Origin of the sequence: Streptomyces sp. NPDC048751 (assembly GCF_043198595.1) — a bacterium.
Classification (GTDB): Bacteria; Actinomycetota; Actinomycetes; order Streptomycetales; family Streptomycetaceae; genus Streptomyces.
The window spans coordinates 22644-38253 of sequence record NZ_JBICUX010000019.1; the positions used below are offsets into that span (position 1 = coordinate 22644).

Here is a 15610-nt window from a genome sequence, read left to right on the forward strand (position 1 = left end):
TGTCGAGATACGGACGACACGAGCCTTTTGACTGAAGGAGGCACACATGGTCCAGTCACTATACTGACAACGTCAGTAACATTTCAATCACGCTCCAGTGAAGATGTCTTTGGTGCCGGAGACTCGGCAGGGGCCCGACCGGAGGCGGCGCGCTCCCGAGCCCATTCCTCCTGAAGCTCCGCGATCTCTTCGGCCGAGAAGCCCGACAGGGTGCGGTCCTCTGCGTTGATGGGGATCACATGACGCACCGGCATGTCATGTTCGGCCAGCAGATCGCGTACTCGGGCGTCGAGCGCGCGTACCTCGTCCGTACCTCCGAGAAGTTCCTCGAGCCAGTGGTTGGCGTTGCCGACGTGCGTGACCTCGTCGGCGTTGATGTAGTCGAAGATCGTGGCCGTCCGGGTGTCCCCGATCTGCCGGAGCCAGCGGTAGACCCGCAGACCGCCGTCGAGTCCGACCCCCTCACCGAGCCGCTGTTCGATCAGGAGACGCTCGGGAAGGGTTCTGCCCAGACGGAACTTGTCCCAGATCTGGAAACGAACGGGGTGCGAGCCGACCGTGCCACCGAGTTCCCGCATCCGGGTGATCAGCAGTTCGAAGTGCCGTCCCTCGTCGCGCACTTGGCGGGCGAGGTCGTACCGCAGGCCCCAGGGGGCCTCGGGGTGCAGCGCCAGGAGGGCGGCGCAGATTTCCGCGGCACACAGCTCGATCTTGAAGGCGACATCGTGCAAGGGGTCCGTGATGTCGATCGAGGAGGACAACTCGCCCACGCCGGCCGGGTCGACACCCGGGCGGTGTTCGCGTAGCCGCGGGTCGCGGCCGGGGCGGACCGGGATGTCCTCGAGAGCGGGCAGGCTCTCCACCGTGACCGGGGAGGCAAGTTCGGCCCGTCGCCCGGCGCAGCTCTCGAACAGCGGCGAGGGGCCGCCCTCCTCGTCGCCGCCGACCGGACGGTGCAGCGTGCCCAGCCGGTCCAGTACCCAGGTCAGGCTCTGGTGGCCGGCCTCGTCGACCAGGGGATCGACCCGGACCAGGACGGCGGCGGTGGCCGCCCGCAGATCGGCGTAGGCCACGCGAGTCAGCTGATCGAGCTGACGGGTGGGGTCCTCGATGGCCACCATGTCGTTGCACAGCCGTACGAAAGCCGCGTTGAGAGGCCGTGCGGCCTCCTTCTTCGACCGCAGCCCGGGAAGGCGCTGCCCGAGGGTGTCCGCGCACTGGGCCAGTCCCCAAATGTCCTGCGAGAGCGCCACCTTCGCCTCCGTACTTGTCGTACGGACCAGGACGGCGGAGGCGATCTCCATCAGGCGTATGCACGCGAAGCGGAGCCCTTCCGTGAGGTACTGGTTCTCGTTCACCAGCGGCATCTCGGACGCGGCCGTGTCGATCACAGGGTCTGCCTTTCCAAAGGTGTCGTCGCCACCCGTCAGCGGGGGACTGGCGCGGGGGAGGGGATGCGGGGCGTCAGCCGCGCACGACATCGAGCGGCAGCAGCCGGCGCCGGTACGGGACGACCTCGTCGCCGTCGAACGCGTACGTCTTGGGCAGCACGTCCGCCTGTTGCCAGATCTTGCATCCGCCGTAGCACTGGCCGTCCTTGCGCCAACCGCAGTCGACACACTGCTCGAACGGATAGAAGCGAAGTTCGTCCCGGTACTCCTTGGGGCGGCCCGAATGCCACATCTCCCAGAATTCCTCGGGTGTGAGCAGTTCCAGGTTCTCCCGGTCCTTGTAGATGTTGATGAGAGGGTGGTCCACCCAGTGGGAGCAGCCGAGGACCTTGCCACCTGGCTCGATGACCACGGTATTTCCCTGGGCCGCCTCGCAACCGGTGCCGATCACCTGGTCGGCGAACATGTCCTTGAGCGTGGCATGGTCGAAACTGCACAGCGGGATCTTGTTCTTCTCCCGATTGAAGATGAACCGGACACCGAGTTCCGGCTGCAGACGGAAGAGTTGTTCGGTCAGCCGGGCCAGTGCCTCGGGCCCGGACGCGACGCCGGTGTCGAGCTGCTGGACGACGTTCGGGACGCCGTAGTTGACGTAGATGGTCCGGCACCCGAGGGCGACCAGGTTCTCCACCACCCGCAGCACGTTGGGCAGATTGGAATCCATCACCGTGAGCATGGGATACAGCGGCCAGCCGCGCTCCACCGCGTGCCGCACGGCCGTCATGGCCTTGTCGTAGCTGCCTGGTATCCGGGTCGCTTTGTCGTGCTCCTCCGGGGTGTGACCGTGCAGGCTGATGCAGCCGCCTTTGAGCCCGGCGTCGATCATGGACTGCCCGAATGCGGGATCGGACACCTTGACGCCGTTGGTGACGACCCAGGCCCCCATGTTCTTCGCATGCGCGTAGGCCACCACATCCAGCAGATCGCGGTGGATGGTCGGTTCACCGCCGAGCAGGGTGAAGGTGCTGATACCGATGCTCTCCATGAAGTCGATGCCCTTGTACGCCTCGGCCGAGCGCATGGTCTTCGGACTGCCGAAGACCTCCGCCCCCGCGTAGCAGAACGAGCATTTCAGGTTGCAGGCATAGGTCATGACGAGCACGCCCTTGCCCATGGTGATCTTCTGGTCAGCCGGCATTACGTTCTCCTGTCGGGCCGGTGGGAGTGGCGATCGGAAACACAGCGGACGGGCCACGTACGGGTTCTGACGCCGGGCCCGGTGCGCCGGTGGCGGGAGCGGTCCTACCCGGAGGCCTCACGCAGCAGTTCCGCCTGTGTCCGGCAGCCTTCCTCCACCGTGGCGATGTCGTCCGCCGACAGGTCGTCGACGAACGGTCGTGAGTTGGGGGTGGGGGTCGCGGACGCCAGGGGGAAGCGCTTGGAGGGGTCGCGCCTCGGTGTCCCGTCGGTGTCGGCCAGCATCACCTCCGGAGGCAGTTCCAGGTAGCGGGCCAGCCGCTTCACCTGGTCAGCCCGCTCAGTGGTGGAGGTGAGCCGGTCGTAGTCGACGATGAGCAGTTGTTCCGGCGCGCAGGCGGCGAAGGCGTGGGCGGCGCGTGCGCTGTCGCACCAGTCGCGGACGAAGGCGGCGCTCGACATGACCAGCCAGGCCACGCTTCCCATGGGTGGCCGACCCTTCAGTTCCGTGCGAGCGCGGTGGACCATGGAGGCGAACACGTCGACGGGCGACCGGTGGATGAAGACGAAGCGCGCTTCGGGGAGCGCCGCGGACAGTTCCGCGAACCGGTAGTAGTGGAAGGGGAACTTGTCCAGGACCCGTTCCGAGCCACTGGCCCGCGCCGCGAGTTCCAGGAAGTCGCGGACCACCTGCGTCCGCCCGCTGATCCGCATGGCGGCCCGTCGTAAGGGCAGCCGGCGGTCGGCGCGGGACCAGCCGCGTACCGCGACGCTGTCCACGTCGCTGGTGAACCGTTCGAAGACCCTGTCGTGGAAGACGTAGGAGCCCAGCACACGCTCCAGCCATTCCCTCGGCAGGCTCGGACGGCCCCGGCGGGCGAGGTACGCGTCGACGCCTGCCTTGCCGCCCAGCGCCTCGTCCCAGTGGGGCCAGCCCTGCCGGTGAATCCTGTCGAAGTCCAGCAGAGGGCTCATGAAGAAGCTCAGCGCGGTCTCGTGCGCGGAGTCCCCCATGGTCATCGCTCGCTCGGCGGCTCCGAACTCCGGGTACCGGGCGAGCATGCGGTAGAGCAGCGTGGTGCCGCTGCGGGGGTATCCGGCGATGAGGACCGGGGCGTTGCGCAGCACGGAGGACGGCGCGGTCGCCGCCGCGGTCATCGTTCGACCTTCCAGCTCGTGGCCGTGCGCCGGCGGAAGAGCAGTTCGAGGCTGCCGGTCAGCGGGCCGAGGCTGCGGATGACGAAGGCGGCCGAGGCCGCGACGAGGGAGGTCAGCAGCAGACGCGCGGGGAACTCCCTGACACCGGACAGGTCAGCGGCACCGGGCAGCGTGTGCAGATGGCGCCAGGTCTGGAGGAACCCGCCCTGGACGTAGGCGAGGTGGAGGCCGACCAGCACCGCGGACAGCGCCCACCGGCCGTCGGCCACCGCCAGTGCCGTGGCCGCCACCCAGGCGGCTGCCCGCCAGGCCCAGGCGATGTTGCGGCCGTGGCCGACGGCCAGCAGGTACCACCACTGGAGGCGGCCCGGGCGCACACCCAGGTCGGCTCGGAAGGCACGCAGATCGGCGGCGAACCGGGCCGACCCGTGGAACCAGAACCGGGACTGCCGGACGGAGGACAGTGAGTCGGGCGCCACATCGCAGTAGTCGAGAGCGGGGACAGGACGCACCTGAGCGCCCAGCAGGGACGCCTGGTAGCCGAGAGCCAGGTCGTCGTTGGGACTCAGGGTGGGGAAACCGTCGATCCTCTCGAGGAAGTCGAGGGACACGAAGCAGCCGTGTCCGATGCAGTAGGCGAGCGGCCGCAGCCTTCCCCTGACGGCCTGCCGTGTGTACCTGCGGAAGAGGTCGTACTCGAAGCCGAGCGCCCAACGGGTCTGGGCGATCGCGTCCGACAGCCTCAGCGCGGCACGCATTCCGCGCATGGCGCCCATGCCACGGCAGTAGCAGGAGACCTGCTGGAAGATCTCGGGCAGCGGACGGCCCGTGCTGGTCTCGGCGCGAATGACCTGGGCCATGGTCTGGAACGCCGCCGGGTCCGGCTTGGAGTCCGCGTCGTAGACACCGACGTAGACCGGAGCCTCGCGCTGCCCGCCATGTCCGGCCGACCACCAGCGCAACGCGGCGTTGAGCTGGCCCACCTTGCCCGTGGCGTCGGCCGGCGCGGTGGCGTGGTGGAACACCTCGCGGCCCAGCGACGCGTTGAGTTCCGCGATGACGTCGGTGGCCGCCTCGGCGGTGGTGGGCCGCTGCGACTCATCGAGGAGCCGCACGGCCTCGCCCTGTCGCCCCGCCTCCAGCGCGTGCCGGAACGGCGCGTGAGCCGTCGGCACCAGAGCCCGGACCAGCGCGCGGTCCAGGTCGCGCGGAACGCGGCCCGAAGCCGCCGCCCGGAGATCGGCGAGGGCCTCCCGCCGTTCCTGGTCCTCCCGCTGTGTGGTGGCGACGACGACTTGCAGGGCGACGCCGTCCTTCACGGCGCGCAGCAGGTGCTCACAGGCCTCTCTGACGACCCGGTCCTCGCGCAGCATGGGCATGAGGATCACGAACTCGGGCTGCGGCGAGGGCTGTGCGCCGGTGCGGGAGTTCCCGGACGCGGCGCGCTCGCGCTGCCCTTCGTGCGCCGCACGGCGCAGCTCCCTGACCGTGCGCGCCTCGCCCAGGAACGCCCGGGCGGTGGCGTAGGCGAAGTATCCGGCGGTGGGAAGGCCCACCAGATAGGTGACGAAATCGAAGGGGCTCATGGATTGCGCTGCCTCCTCATCACACGTCCTCGGTTCCGGGCGCGGTGTGCTCGTTTCGGCAGGGGACCCACTGGTCCGAGGAAAGCGACGTCGATACGGCGAAGGTCTCGTCCGTGAGCCGGATCAGGTGGTCCCAGTCCTCCTCCGCACCCCGGCCGGCGCCCAGATCGCCGAGGTAGTCCCGCATGGCGTGGCCGAAACTGTCGGGGAACCAGCTGACCCCCAGTTGCTCGCCCGGGAGGGTCTGGCCGGGGCGGGGGAGGTGCCAGACGCGGACGGTGTTGCCACCGAGGCCCGCCAGCTCCACCCGTTCGCTGCTCGCCCGGATGACGCCGGAGGAGCCGGAGATGACGACCTCTTCGAAGGGGTGACCGTTGCCGAAGGAGAATTCCGGCATGGTCCAGTCCTCCAGCAGCTGCACCACGACGGCGTCCGGGTACTCCAGGGTCGCGCTGATCCAGTTCGCCTGTTTCAGCAGCTGGCCCGGGTGTGCGCCGGCCCGCCCGGTGACCTTGACCGCCGGACCGAACCAGTAGGCGCACAGGTCGAGATGGTGGATCGCCATCTCGAACACGATGTAGTTCTCGATCGTGTGGTCCCAGCGCCCGGGTTCACGGTCCCACCAGTCCCGGTTGCGGACGGTGCACAGGTACGGCCGCCCGATCGCCCCCGAGCGAAGGAGGTCGTGGACCTTGCGCCAGGCCGACACCTGACGGCCGGTCATGTTGAGCCGGACCCGGGCGCCGCGGTCCCGCAGCCGCCTGATGCCGGCGAGCTCGGCCGGCGTGGTGCACAGGGGCTTCTGCACCAGCATGGGTTTGCCGGCCTCCGCGACGGCCGTCATCAGCTCCAGATGGCTGGCCGGCGGCGTGGCGATGTCGACCACCGCCACGTCCGGGTGCGCCACGAGCTCGGCGGCGTCGCGGAAGCAGTGCGGGATGTCGAACTCCGCGGCGACGTCGGCCGCCACGGCCTCGTCGACGTCACAGACCGCCGTCACGTTCAGTCCCAGGCGGCGGTACGCCGGCAGGTGGGCATAGCGGGCCACTCCGCCGACCCCGATGATGCCGATCCCCTGGCCGGTGGCCGGCGCTGCCGGGCGGGCGACGGTCGAGGCGCCGGTCACGGGAACTCCCGGTGGGCGTCGAAGTTGTTGACGAAGTGGATGATCTTGTTGAGCTCGTGGCCCTTGCACAGCGGCGGGCACCGCTTGACGTCGATCATCGCGAGCACCGAGCGACGCTGCTCGCCCTCCCAGATCTCGGTGAACCGGCGTTCGTTGATGTTGCCGAACGACCAGTTGCTCTCGCCCTTGAAGGCGCAGCACACGTCGACCGATCCGTCCGCCCCGACCGTGGCGAGGAGTTCATTGCCCCGGCATACGTCGTAGGTGCGGCCGTAGTCCTCCTGCCGGGTGACGTCGTCGAACTTGTGGTCGAGGTAGCGGATGTCGAAGCGCTCGTCGCGCAGTTGGTTGACCTGCGCCATCTGCTCCTCGAGGACCGTCCACAGCGACGACTCCTGCTCGAACTGCTCGTTCGACCGTTCGTAGTGAACGATGGGCTTGACCTGGAAGTAGTCGACACCTGCCGACTTGGCCTGGCGCGCCCCCTCTGCGAGGTCGTGGACGTTGGACTCGTCGACCAGGTAGGAGAAACCCATGACGAGGCCGGAGCCCGCGGCGTCACGCTCCGCCGCGAGGGTGGCGATGTTGCGCAGGACCACCTTGTAGATCGCCTTGTTCACCCGGTGGGTGCGCGCGTAGACGTCCGAGGTGCCGGCGTCCACGCTGAAACGTATGTAGGAGAAGTGCTGTACGAGTGTCCGGCGCAGCCGGGGGCCCAGTTTGACGCCGTTGCTGTTGATGCCCTGCCGGAAGCCCAACTCGGCCGCCCGCTCGACGACCTCGTCGAGGTCCTTGTGCACGGTCGGCTCGCCACCGCCGGTCCAGGTGACCGACTGGACGCCGATGTGCCTGGCATCCTCCAGCAGTTCGAGTATGCGCTCCTTGTCCAGCACCTCCTTGCGCTCGTGGAGGTAGCCGTACGTACACCACGTGCAGCTCTGGTTGCAGATGTTGATCGGGTTGATTTCCAGATTGATCGGCCGCATGGGTTCCGGCTGCCGAGCGGCAACCAGAACCTCAGGGTGGGCCAGCAACTTCATGGTGGAGAAGTTGTCCGAGGTGTCCAGGAGCGCTCGCCGCGCCTCCGGCTCCACTGCATTGCTCATGGGGTCGGACCATACAGAGAGCAGTGACACGCTGTCAATGAGATATTGACTAGTTATTGACTCTCGCTCTGCCGGTCGCCATGGCAACCCTAGTCGCAGGCGAGTGGAGTGTTTCGGCAGGTCAGGGGCGCATTATGCGTCGCCCCTCGGGCGTTGGCCAGGGTCAGTCGTTGCCGCTAGTCAATAATATGCGTATGCTTTTTGACAGGTCAGTCAAGGGTGGGGGCGGGCAAGAAGGATGAGTGTGGAGCACCAATTGGCGGACGAGCTGGTCGACCAGCTCGGGCGGCGCTTCGGTCACCGCAGGGTCGAGCCGCGGAGTGTCGTGGCGCCCGCGGACGAGTCCACGCTCTTCGTGTCCGCGGGGATACAGCTGTGGCGCGACTGGGCGCTGTCCGACCGGTCCGGATGGGAGGGCCGCGTGGGACTCCAGTGGTGTGTCCGCACCAACCGGACGGAGACGCCGGCCCGGCCCGGCGTCTTCACCTCCTTCGCCATGGTCAGTCATGTGTCGAGGGGGCCGGTCGAGCGCGAGCGGTACTTCGAGGGGCTCTTCGGGGCCTTCCAGGCCGTGGGCCTCGCGTCGGACCGGCTGGCGTTCATCGCCAGCACGGACGAGTCCGGCCGCCTCCGCGACACGGCGTCCGTGGACGCGCTGACCCGCATGGGATTTCCGGCGCAGCGGATCGGCTCGGCCGCCCGCCGCTTCGCAGCTCCCTTGGCCGGCGGCCCGTTCGGGCCGAACCTCCTGGTGCTGGCCGACAACGGCGTCCCCTGCGGGCCCGGTTGCTCGTCGACCTGTTCGTGCGGCCGGTGGTTTCACTTCTGGAACTGCGAATTCCTCGACTTGAGCCAGGAGGGACCCGGGCCGGCGGCTTCCGCGCAGGACCCCCTCGTCGACTCCGCCGGAGGTGCGGACCGCCTGGCCGCGGCGGTGCTGGGGCTGTCGGACATCTACCAACTGCCCACTCTGCGGTCGCTGTACGCGCAGGTGGTCGCGGTCTGTGAGGGTGACCGCAGCCATGACGCGGCGACGGCGCAGGGGCTGCTGCGCCAGGTCGCGGACCATGTCCGGACCGTGGCACTGATCGTCGGCGCGGGGGTCTCTCCCGGTCCCAAGCGCCAGGGCCACGTGCTGCGTCGACTGCTGCGCCGTGCCTTCCTCGGCCTGGAGTTGCTGGGCAGTTCTCCGCATCGACTCGTCGGCCCCGTCGCCATGGCCGCGGCGGCATACCGTCGTTGGCGCGGATTCCCCGGACTGGTCGACTCCGCGCTGGACCTCGTACGGGCGGAAGCCGAGAGTTTCGGGGCGCTGGTGACGGCCGGCCGACGGGAGTACGAGAATCTCACCCGTGACGGTTCCGCCATCTCCGCCGAGTCGCTGTTCCGGCTGAAGTCCGAGCGGGGCATCCCGGTCGAGCTCGTGTGCGCCTGGGCTTCGCGCGACGGAACTGAACTGGATGCTTCCGGAATGGCCGGTCACATCACCGCGGAGCAGTATGCGTCCCGCGACCGGTTCGTGCCCCGCAGGCCAGCCCCCTGAGGGCCTGACAAACCATCAATCATGCCGTTCGACGGGCGGGTTGCTGCCCACCTTGCTGAACTCCATCACTCCCTCCGAGGTTCCGACCATGAAGCACATCGACTCTCCCGACCAACTGCGCACCAGCTACCTCGACTTCTTCGCGGAGCGCGGGCACGCGGTGATCCCCAGCGCGTCACTCGTCCCGGACCGCGACCCGAGCGTGCTGTTCACGACGGCCGGGATGCACCCGCTCGTCCCCTACTTCCTGGGCGCCGAGCACCCCGCCGGAACGCGCCTGGTGGACTACCAGAAATGCGTCCGGACGAACGACATCGAAGAAGTGGGCGACCCCACCCACCTCACCTTCTTCGAGATGCTGGGCAACTGGTCGCTGGGCGACTACTTCAAGGAGGACTCCATCCGGTGGAGCCACGAGTTCCTCGTCCGTGAGGACTGCCTGGCCATCGAGCCGGACCGGCTGTGGGTGACCGTCTTCGAGGGCAACGACACCGTTCCCAGAGATGAGGAGTCGGCCGCGCTGTGGCGTTCCCTGGGGGTCGCCGAGGAGCGCATCGTCTTCCTGTCCGAGGAGCACAACTGGTGGGCCGCCGGCCCCGAGGGACCGTGCGGGCCGGACACGGAGATCTTCGTCGATCTCACCGGCACCCCGTGTCCCGACGAGGACGCCGCCACCTGTCTGCCCGGGCTCTGCGGCAACGCCCGCTTCTTCGAGATCTGGAACAACGTCTTCATGACGTTCGACCGACGCGACGGCGCCATCCAGCCCCTGCCCAAGCGCAACGTCGACACCGGCATGGGACTCGAGCGCACGATCGCCGTGCTCAACGGCGCCGCCACGGTGTACGAGACCCCGTGCTTCGCGCCGATCATCGACGCGATCGTCGCCAAGGGCGCCTTCGCACCGGAGGAGGTCCGCTCGGACGCGAAGCTGACCCGCGCGCTGCGTATCCTCAGCGACCACCTGCGCACCTCCGTGTTCATCCTCGGGGACCGCGGCCTGGTCTCACCGGGCAACCAGGGGGCGGGGTACGTACTGCGGCGCCTCATCCGCCGCGCCGTCCGCTACACCCAGCACCTGGGCGTCAAGGCGTCCGACTGGGTGGCGACCGCCGACGTCGTCGTCGAGATGTACGGCGGGGCGTACCCGGAACTCGTGGAGAACCGCACGAGGATCCTCACCGAGCTGGCCAAGGAGCAGGAGCGCTTCGAGCAGACCATCGAGCGGGGCACCGCCAGGCTCTCCCATGCCCTGGAGGAGCTGCGGCAGTCCGGCGGCACCACCCTGCCCGGCGAGGTGGCCTTCCAGCTGTACGACACGTTCGGGTTCCCGGTGGAGTTCACCGTCGAGATCGCCGCGGAGTCCGGTGTCGGCGTCGACACCGACGAGTACCGGCGGCAGTTCGCGCTGCACCAGGAGCGCTCGCGTTCGCAGGCGGCCAAGAGCGGCCTGGCCGACGACAGTGAGCAGAGCACGCGCTATCACACCGCGACCCATCTCCTGCACGCGGCCCTGCGCCAGGTGCTCGGCCCCCACGCGTTGCAGAAGGGCTCCAACATCACCAAGGACAGGCTGCGCTTCGACTTCTCCCACCCCGCGGCGATGAAGCCCGAGGAGATCCGCGAGGTGGAGGGCCTCGTGCAGAGCTGGATCGACGAACGGATCCAGGTGACCCACTCCGTGATGCCGCAGGCCGAGGCCCGGGCCGAGGGTGCCATCGGCGTGTTCGACGAGAAGTACGACGGCACGGTGTCGGTGTACCGCATCGGTGAGCGGTCGCTGGAGTTCTGCGGCGGACCGCACGTCCGCAACACCGGGGAACTCGGTCACTTCCGGATCGTCAAGGAACAGTCGTCCGGCGCCGGTGTGCGTCGTATCCGCGCGGTTCTCACATGACCGGAACCGCCGTACGGCACGTCGGTGGTCACGGCAGCCGTGAGGCGACCGCCTCACGGGTGTCCGGTGCGACCCGGGCGCCGGGCGAGAGCGGGACGACGGGTCCGCCCCCCGGCATTCGGCACGGCCAGGCCGTGGTGGCCAGTGCGCCGCTGCGTATCTCCCTGGCAGGCGGCGGCACCGACCTGCCCAGCTACGCCGACCGGTTCGGCGGCTCGGTGGTGGGAACGGCGATGGACCGGCGCGTGTGCGTGATCCGGTACCCGGGGCTCTTCGGGGGCGGGGTGCGGGCCGCCTTCGAAGAGCTGGACCAGGTGGCGCACGTGTCCGAGGTGCGCAACCCGTACGCCCGGGCCTGTCTGGTCCGGGCGGGCAGCCCGCGCGACCTCCAGATCGGCTGCTACAGCGACGCGCCGGCCGGATCGGGTCTGGGCGGCTCCGGCGCGTTCACCGTCGCCCTGACCGCGGCACTGCGGTACCCCGAAGCGCTCGTGCGGGCGGACATCGCCGAGCAGGCGAGCGCCGTCGAGATGGTGGATCTGCGGCGCCCCGTCGGGAAACAGGACCACTACCTCGCGGCGTTCGGGGGCGCGTGTCTGCTGCACATCGGCCGGGACCGCTCGGTCGAGGTGGAGCGGCTGCGCCCCCACCCGGCGGTCGCCCGGTACATCGAGGAACGGCTCATGCTGTTCCGCCTCGGCGCGGCGCGAGACGCCGGACACGCCCTCGCCGCGCAGGCCCGCGGCGCGCGGAACGCCGACCCCGTCGTCCTGCGGAGCCTCCACGGCATCAAGGACCTGGTGGCACCCGCCGTGGAGGCGCTCCGGTACGGCCGGATCGACGAGATCGGCCCGATCCTGGACGCCCACTGGGCGCTGAAGACCAAACTGTCGTCCGGCACGGCGGACGACAGCGTCAAGAACCTCTACGCACTGGCCCGTGACAGCGGCGCCGACGGGGGAAAGGTACTCGGCGCCGGCGGCGGCGGGTTCCTCCTCCTCAGCTCGGCTCGCGGACGCCAGCAGGACGTGCGGGCGGCCATGGCCTCCCGTGGACTGCCGGAACTCCCCTTCAGCGCGGACGGCGGGGGCGTGTACGTCGGCCCGGTCGTCACCACTCCGGGGACGCCCGCGACGTGACAGGGCCCCACTGACGCCGCCCGTCCGCGCCCCGGCGATCCCTTCCCCACCCACCCCAGACGAAAAAGAGGTGGCCATGACAGTGAGCCGGCCCGACACCCACCCGGTGGATCCGCACGCCACCGCCATGTTCGACTACCTGCGAGGCCGCTACCAGCCGCCGTTCTGCTACGTGCGCAGTGACGGAAAGGTCTCCGAGGATCCGATCGAGCGACGTTTCGAGGACCCGGTGGATTTCCGGGACTACGAACTGCGGGCCTTCGACAAGACATCCGGCAGGGTCCTCGACATCGGCTGCGGCGCGGGCAAACACCTGCTCCCCTTGCAGCAGGCGGGCCTGGACGTCGTGGGAATCGATGTGTCCCCGCTGGCCGTGCGGGTCTGTCAGGAACGCGGCGGACGAAACGTCCGGGTCATGGACGCCCTGCGGCTCGAGTTCGGTCCCGAGACGTTCGACTCCGTCCTGCTGTTCTCCAACGGGCTCGCCATGGGCGGCACGCCGGCCGGTGTGAACCGACTGCTCGCCGAATGCCGTCGCGTCACACGGCCGGGAGGACGGGTACTGCTCAGCAACACCGATGTCGCGCTTTCGACCGATCCGGCCGATCTGGCCTATCAGGAGGAGAACGTGCGCCGCGGGGACCCACGGGGACTGGTCCGCATGCACACCTCGTACCGCGGGGTCGCCGGCGACGAGTTCAACTGGCTGTTCATGTCCCCGGCGGAGCTCTCGGCCGCCGCGGCCGACACCGGCTGGAGCGTCACCGATGTCGACGCCTCGACCTGGGGAGGCTACGCGGCGGTGCTCACCCGGGAGTGAGACACGGCCGGACGCCTCAAGTGCCCATTCGAATCAAGCCATGAGCGCCATCACATCCAATGTATGGCTTGGCTGCCAGGACGCCGATTGGGCTACCAACCGGTAGGGGAAAGGAGTTTGTGTCGCAAGGCTAGACACAGGCAACATCCATATCCGTTAATCCATCCCATGTATCAAAGGAGAGTGCCGACGGGTCACCGATCCTCACTGACGTCGGGCCTCCTTGCCGAGCCGCTCCGTCGTCACCGAAAGGTGCACAATGTCTTCCTCCGTCAGTAGACGGCGCCTCCTGCAACTGGCCGGGGCCACCGCCGCCGCCTCTGCCACCGGATCCCTTATCGGCGCATCTCCCGCCCATGCGGCCGCACCTCCCGCCAGGGCTGACATCGGGGTCTCCGCGCACCCCTTCGAACTCGGCCAGGTCCAGCTCACCGCAAGCCGGTGGCTGGACAACCAGAACCGCACCCAGAACTACCTGCGGTTCGTGGATGTCGACCGGCTGCTGTACAACTTCCGCGCCAACCACAAGCTGTCCACCAACGGCGCGGCCGCCACCGGCGGCTGGGACGCGCCGAGTTTCCCTTTCCGCACCCACGTCCAAGGGCACTTCCTCACGGCGTGGGCCCAGCTGTACGCCGTGACCGGGGACACCACCTGCCGGGACAAGGCGACCCACATGGTTGCGGAGTTGGCCAAGTGCCAGGCCAACAACAGCGCCGCCGGTTTCAGCGCCGGGTACCTTTCCGGCTACCCCGAGTCCGACTTCACCGCCCTCGAGCAGCGGACCCTGAACAACGGCAACGTGCCGTACTACACCATCCACAAGACCCTCGCCGGCCTGCTGGACGTATGGCGCCACATCGGCAGCACCCAGGCCCGTGACGTGCTCCTCGCCCTGGCCGGATGGGTCGACTGGCGCACCGGCAGACTGACCGGCCAGCAGATGCAGGCCATGCTGCAGACCGAGTTCGGCGGCATGAACACCGTGCTGACCGATCTCTACCAGCAGACAGACGACGCGCGGTGGCTCGCCGTCGCCCAGCGGTTCGACCACGCCGCGGTGTTCGACCCCCTGGCGTCCAACCAGGACCAGCTCAGCGGACTGCACGCCAACACCCAGGTACCCAAGTGGATCGGTGCCGCCCGCGAGTACAAGGCCACCGGCACGACCCGCTACCGGGACATCGCCACCAACGCCTGGAACATCACCGTCAACGCGCACACCTACGCCATCGGCGGCAACAGCCAGGCGGAGCACTTCCGCGCCCCGAACGCCCTTGCCGGCTACCTGAACAAGGACACCTGCGAAAGCTGCAACACCGTCAACATGCTCACCCTCACCCGGGAACTGTTCGCCCTTGACCCGAACCGCGTCGCGCTGTTCGACTACTACGAGCGGGCGTGGCTGAACCAGATGATCGGCCAGCAGAACCCGGCCGACGACCACGGCCACGTCACCTACTTCACCCCGCTCAACCCCGGAGGACGACGGGGTGTGGGCCCGGCCTGGGGCGGCGGCACCTGGAGCACCGACTACGGCACCTTCTGGTGCTGCCAGGGCACGGGCCTGGAGATGCACACCAGGCTGATGGACTCCATCTACTTCCACAGTGACAACACACTGATCGTCAACCTGTTCGTGCCCTCGGTGCTCACCTGGTCGGAGCGCGGAATCACCGTCACCCAGACCACGAACTACCCCGTCAGCGACACCACGACCCTGCGGGTCACCGGCAACGTCAGCGGAACCTGGGCGATGCGCATCCGCATCCCGGGCTGGACCACCGGGGCCACCGTCAGCGTCAACGGCGTCGCGCAGAACATCACCACCACGCCCGGCGGCTACGCCACCCTGACCCGCTCGTGGACCTCCGGCGACACGGTCACCGTCCGCCTGCCCATGCGGGTCGTCATGCGAGCGGCCAACGACAACGCGAACGTCGCCGCGATCACCTACGGCCCGGTGGTCCTGTCCGGCAACTACGGTGACACCTCACTCAGCTCCCTGCCGTCGCTGAACACGTCCTCGATCAAGCGGACCGGCAGCAGTTCGCTCGCCTTCACCGCCACCGCCAACGGCTCCACCGTCAACCTGGGCCCGTTCCACGACGCGCACGGCCACAACTACACCGTCTACTGGAACACCACCGGCAATACCGTCCGTCTCGCCAACGTAGGCAGCGGGCTCCTGCTGGGCATCCAGAACATGTCCACGGCCGACGGTGGCCGCGCTCTGCAGTGGTCGGACAACGGCACCGCCGACCACAACTGGGAAATGATCACTGACGGAAACGCGGTCCGCTTCCGCAATGCCAACAGCGGCAAGGTGCTCGGTGTACTGGACATGGCCACGACGGACGGGGCGACCGTCCTGCAGTGGTCGGACAACGGCACCGCCGACCACAGATGGACTCTGCTCGACCAGGGAGACGGGACCTACAAGATCCGCAACGTGAACAGCGGCAAGCTGCTCGCCATCGCGGGCAACTCCACCGCGGTCGGCGCGTTCGCGGTCCAGGAGTCGGACGACGGCACCGCCGACAACCGGTGGCGTGTCTTGGGGAACTAGGTCCGTCTCGGCACTTGATCGTTCTCCGCCCCTCCCGTTTGCTCGACAATTCGACCATTGTTCGGTATGCCGAACGTA

Annotated in this window: 11 protein-coding genes; 5 read left to right on the plus strand and 6 right to left on the minus strand. The window is 68.5% G+C overall.

Translation table 11 applies throughout. The features are described from left to right. Window positions 1-83: 83 nt before the first annotated feature. The 6 genes from ACGFNV_RS40280 to ACGFNV_RS40305 all read right to left on the minus strand — a co-directional run bounded on the left by ACGFNV_RS40280 (window position 84) and on the right by ACGFNV_RS40305 (window position 7564). Complete coding sequence (locus ACGFNV_RS40280; protein ID WP_393629804.1) at window positions 84-1391, minus strand: DUF455 family protein; 1308 nt, start codon at window positions 1389-1391, stop codon at window positions 84-86. Between the two features lie 73 nt (window positions 1392-1464). Continuing rightward, entirely contained in the window at window positions 1465-2589 is a 1125-nt protein-coding gene (locus ACGFNV_RS40285) for a radical SAM protein (protein WP_393629806.1), read from the minus strand. Between the two features lie 104 nt (window positions 2590-2693). Further along, window positions 2694-3746: a sulfotransferase family protein gene (locus ACGFNV_RS40290; RefSeq protein ID WP_393629808.1), complete on the minus strand. Its 1053-nt coding sequence runs from the start codon at window positions 3744-3746 to the stop codon at window positions 2694-2696. Beyond that, complete coding sequence (locus ACGFNV_RS40295; protein ID WP_393629810.1) at window positions 3743-5332, minus strand: hypothetical protein; 1590 nt, start codon at window positions 5330-5332, stop codon at window positions 3743-3745. The genes ACGFNV_RS40290 and ACGFNV_RS40295 overlap by 4 nt, the downstream gene beginning before the upstream one ends. A 19-nt stretch (window positions 5333-5351) precedes the next feature. Further along, on the minus strand, window positions 5352-6458 hold the full coding sequence (locus tag ACGFNV_RS40300) for a Gfo/Idh/MocA family protein (RefSeq protein ID WP_393629812.1): 1107 nt from the start codon (window positions 6456-6458) through the stop codon (window positions 5352-5354). Then, entirely contained in the window at window positions 6455-7564 is a 1110-nt protein-coding gene (locus tag ACGFNV_RS40305) for a radical SAM protein (protein WP_393629813.1), read from the minus strand. The genes ACGFNV_RS40300 and ACGFNV_RS40305 overlap by 4 nt, the downstream gene beginning before the upstream one ends. A gap of 244 nt (window positions 7565-7808) precedes the next feature. Here ACGFNV_RS40305 and ACGFNV_RS40310 point away from each other — a divergent pair, with 244 nt between their 5' ends. The 5 genes from ACGFNV_RS40310 (at window position 7809) to ACGFNV_RS40330 (ending at window position 15532) form a co-directional block, all read left to right on the plus strand. Then, window positions 7809-9107, plus strand: a complete 1299-nt coding sequence (locus ACGFNV_RS40310) for an alanine--tRNA ligase-related protein (RefSeq protein WP_393629814.1) — start codon at window positions 7809-7811, stop codon at window positions 9105-9107. 88 nt (window positions 9108-9195) lie between these two features. Beyond that, a complete protein-coding gene (locus ACGFNV_RS40315; protein ID WP_393629816.1) occupies window positions 9196-11004 on the plus strand; it encodes an alanine--tRNA ligase in 1809 nt (602 codons plus the stop codon). Continuing rightward, the gene (locus ACGFNV_RS40320; RefSeq protein ID WP_393629818.1) at window positions 11001-12143 is read left to right on the plus strand and encodes a hypothetical protein; all 1143 of its coding nucleotides are present in this window, start codon (window positions 11001-11003) and stop codon (window positions 12141-12143) included. Before ACGFNV_RS40315 ends, ACGFNV_RS40320 begins: the two co-directional genes overlap by 4 nt. A gap of 76 nt (window positions 12144-12219) precedes the next feature. Then, window positions 12220-12963 (plus strand): class I SAM-dependent methyltransferase, encoded by a 744-nt coding sequence (locus ACGFNV_RS40325; protein ID WP_393629819.1) that lies wholly within the window; start codon window positions 12220-12222, stop codon window positions 12961-12963. Window positions 12964-13222: 259 nt separating this feature from the next. After that, window positions 13223-15532: a beta-L-arabinofuranosidase domain-containing protein gene (locus ACGFNV_RS40330; protein ID WP_393629821.1), complete on the plus strand. Its 2310-nt coding sequence runs from the start codon at window positions 13223-13225 to the stop codon at window positions 15530-15532. Window positions 15533-15610: the final 78 nt, after the last annotated feature.

Coding starts and splice junctions, on each gene's coding strand:
- ACGFNV_RS40305 (WP_393629813.1), bottom strand. CDS start 7,564: ATGAGCAATGCAGTGGAGCCGGAGGCGCGGCGAGCGCTCCTGGACACC.
- ACGFNV_RS40325 (WP_393629819.1), top strand. CDS start 12,220: ATGACAGTGAGCCGGCCCGACACCCACCCGGTGGATCCGCACGCCACC.
- ACGFNV_RS40285 (WP_393629806.1), bottom strand. CDS start 2,589: ATGCCGGCTGACCAGAAGATCACCATGGGCAAGGGCGTGCTCGTCATG.
- ACGFNV_RS40315 (WP_393629816.1), top strand. CDS start 9,196: ATGAAGCACATCGACTCTCCCGACCAACTGCGCACCAGCTACCTCGAC.
- ACGFNV_RS40295 (WP_393629810.1), bottom strand. CDS start 5,332: ATGAGCCCCTTCGATTTCGTCACCTATCTGGTGGGCCTTCCCACCGCC.
- ACGFNV_RS40330 (WP_393629821.1), top strand. CDS start 13,223: ATGTCTTCCTCCGTCAGTAGACGGCGCCTCCTGCAACTGGCCGGGGCC.
- ACGFNV_RS40320 (WP_393629818.1), top strand. CDS start 11,001: ATGACCGGAACCGCCGTACGGCACGTCGGTGGTCACGGCAGCCGTGAG.
- ACGFNV_RS40290 (WP_393629808.1), bottom strand. CDS start 3,746: ATGACCGCGGCGGCGACCGCGCCGTCCTCCGTGCTGCGCAACGCCCCG.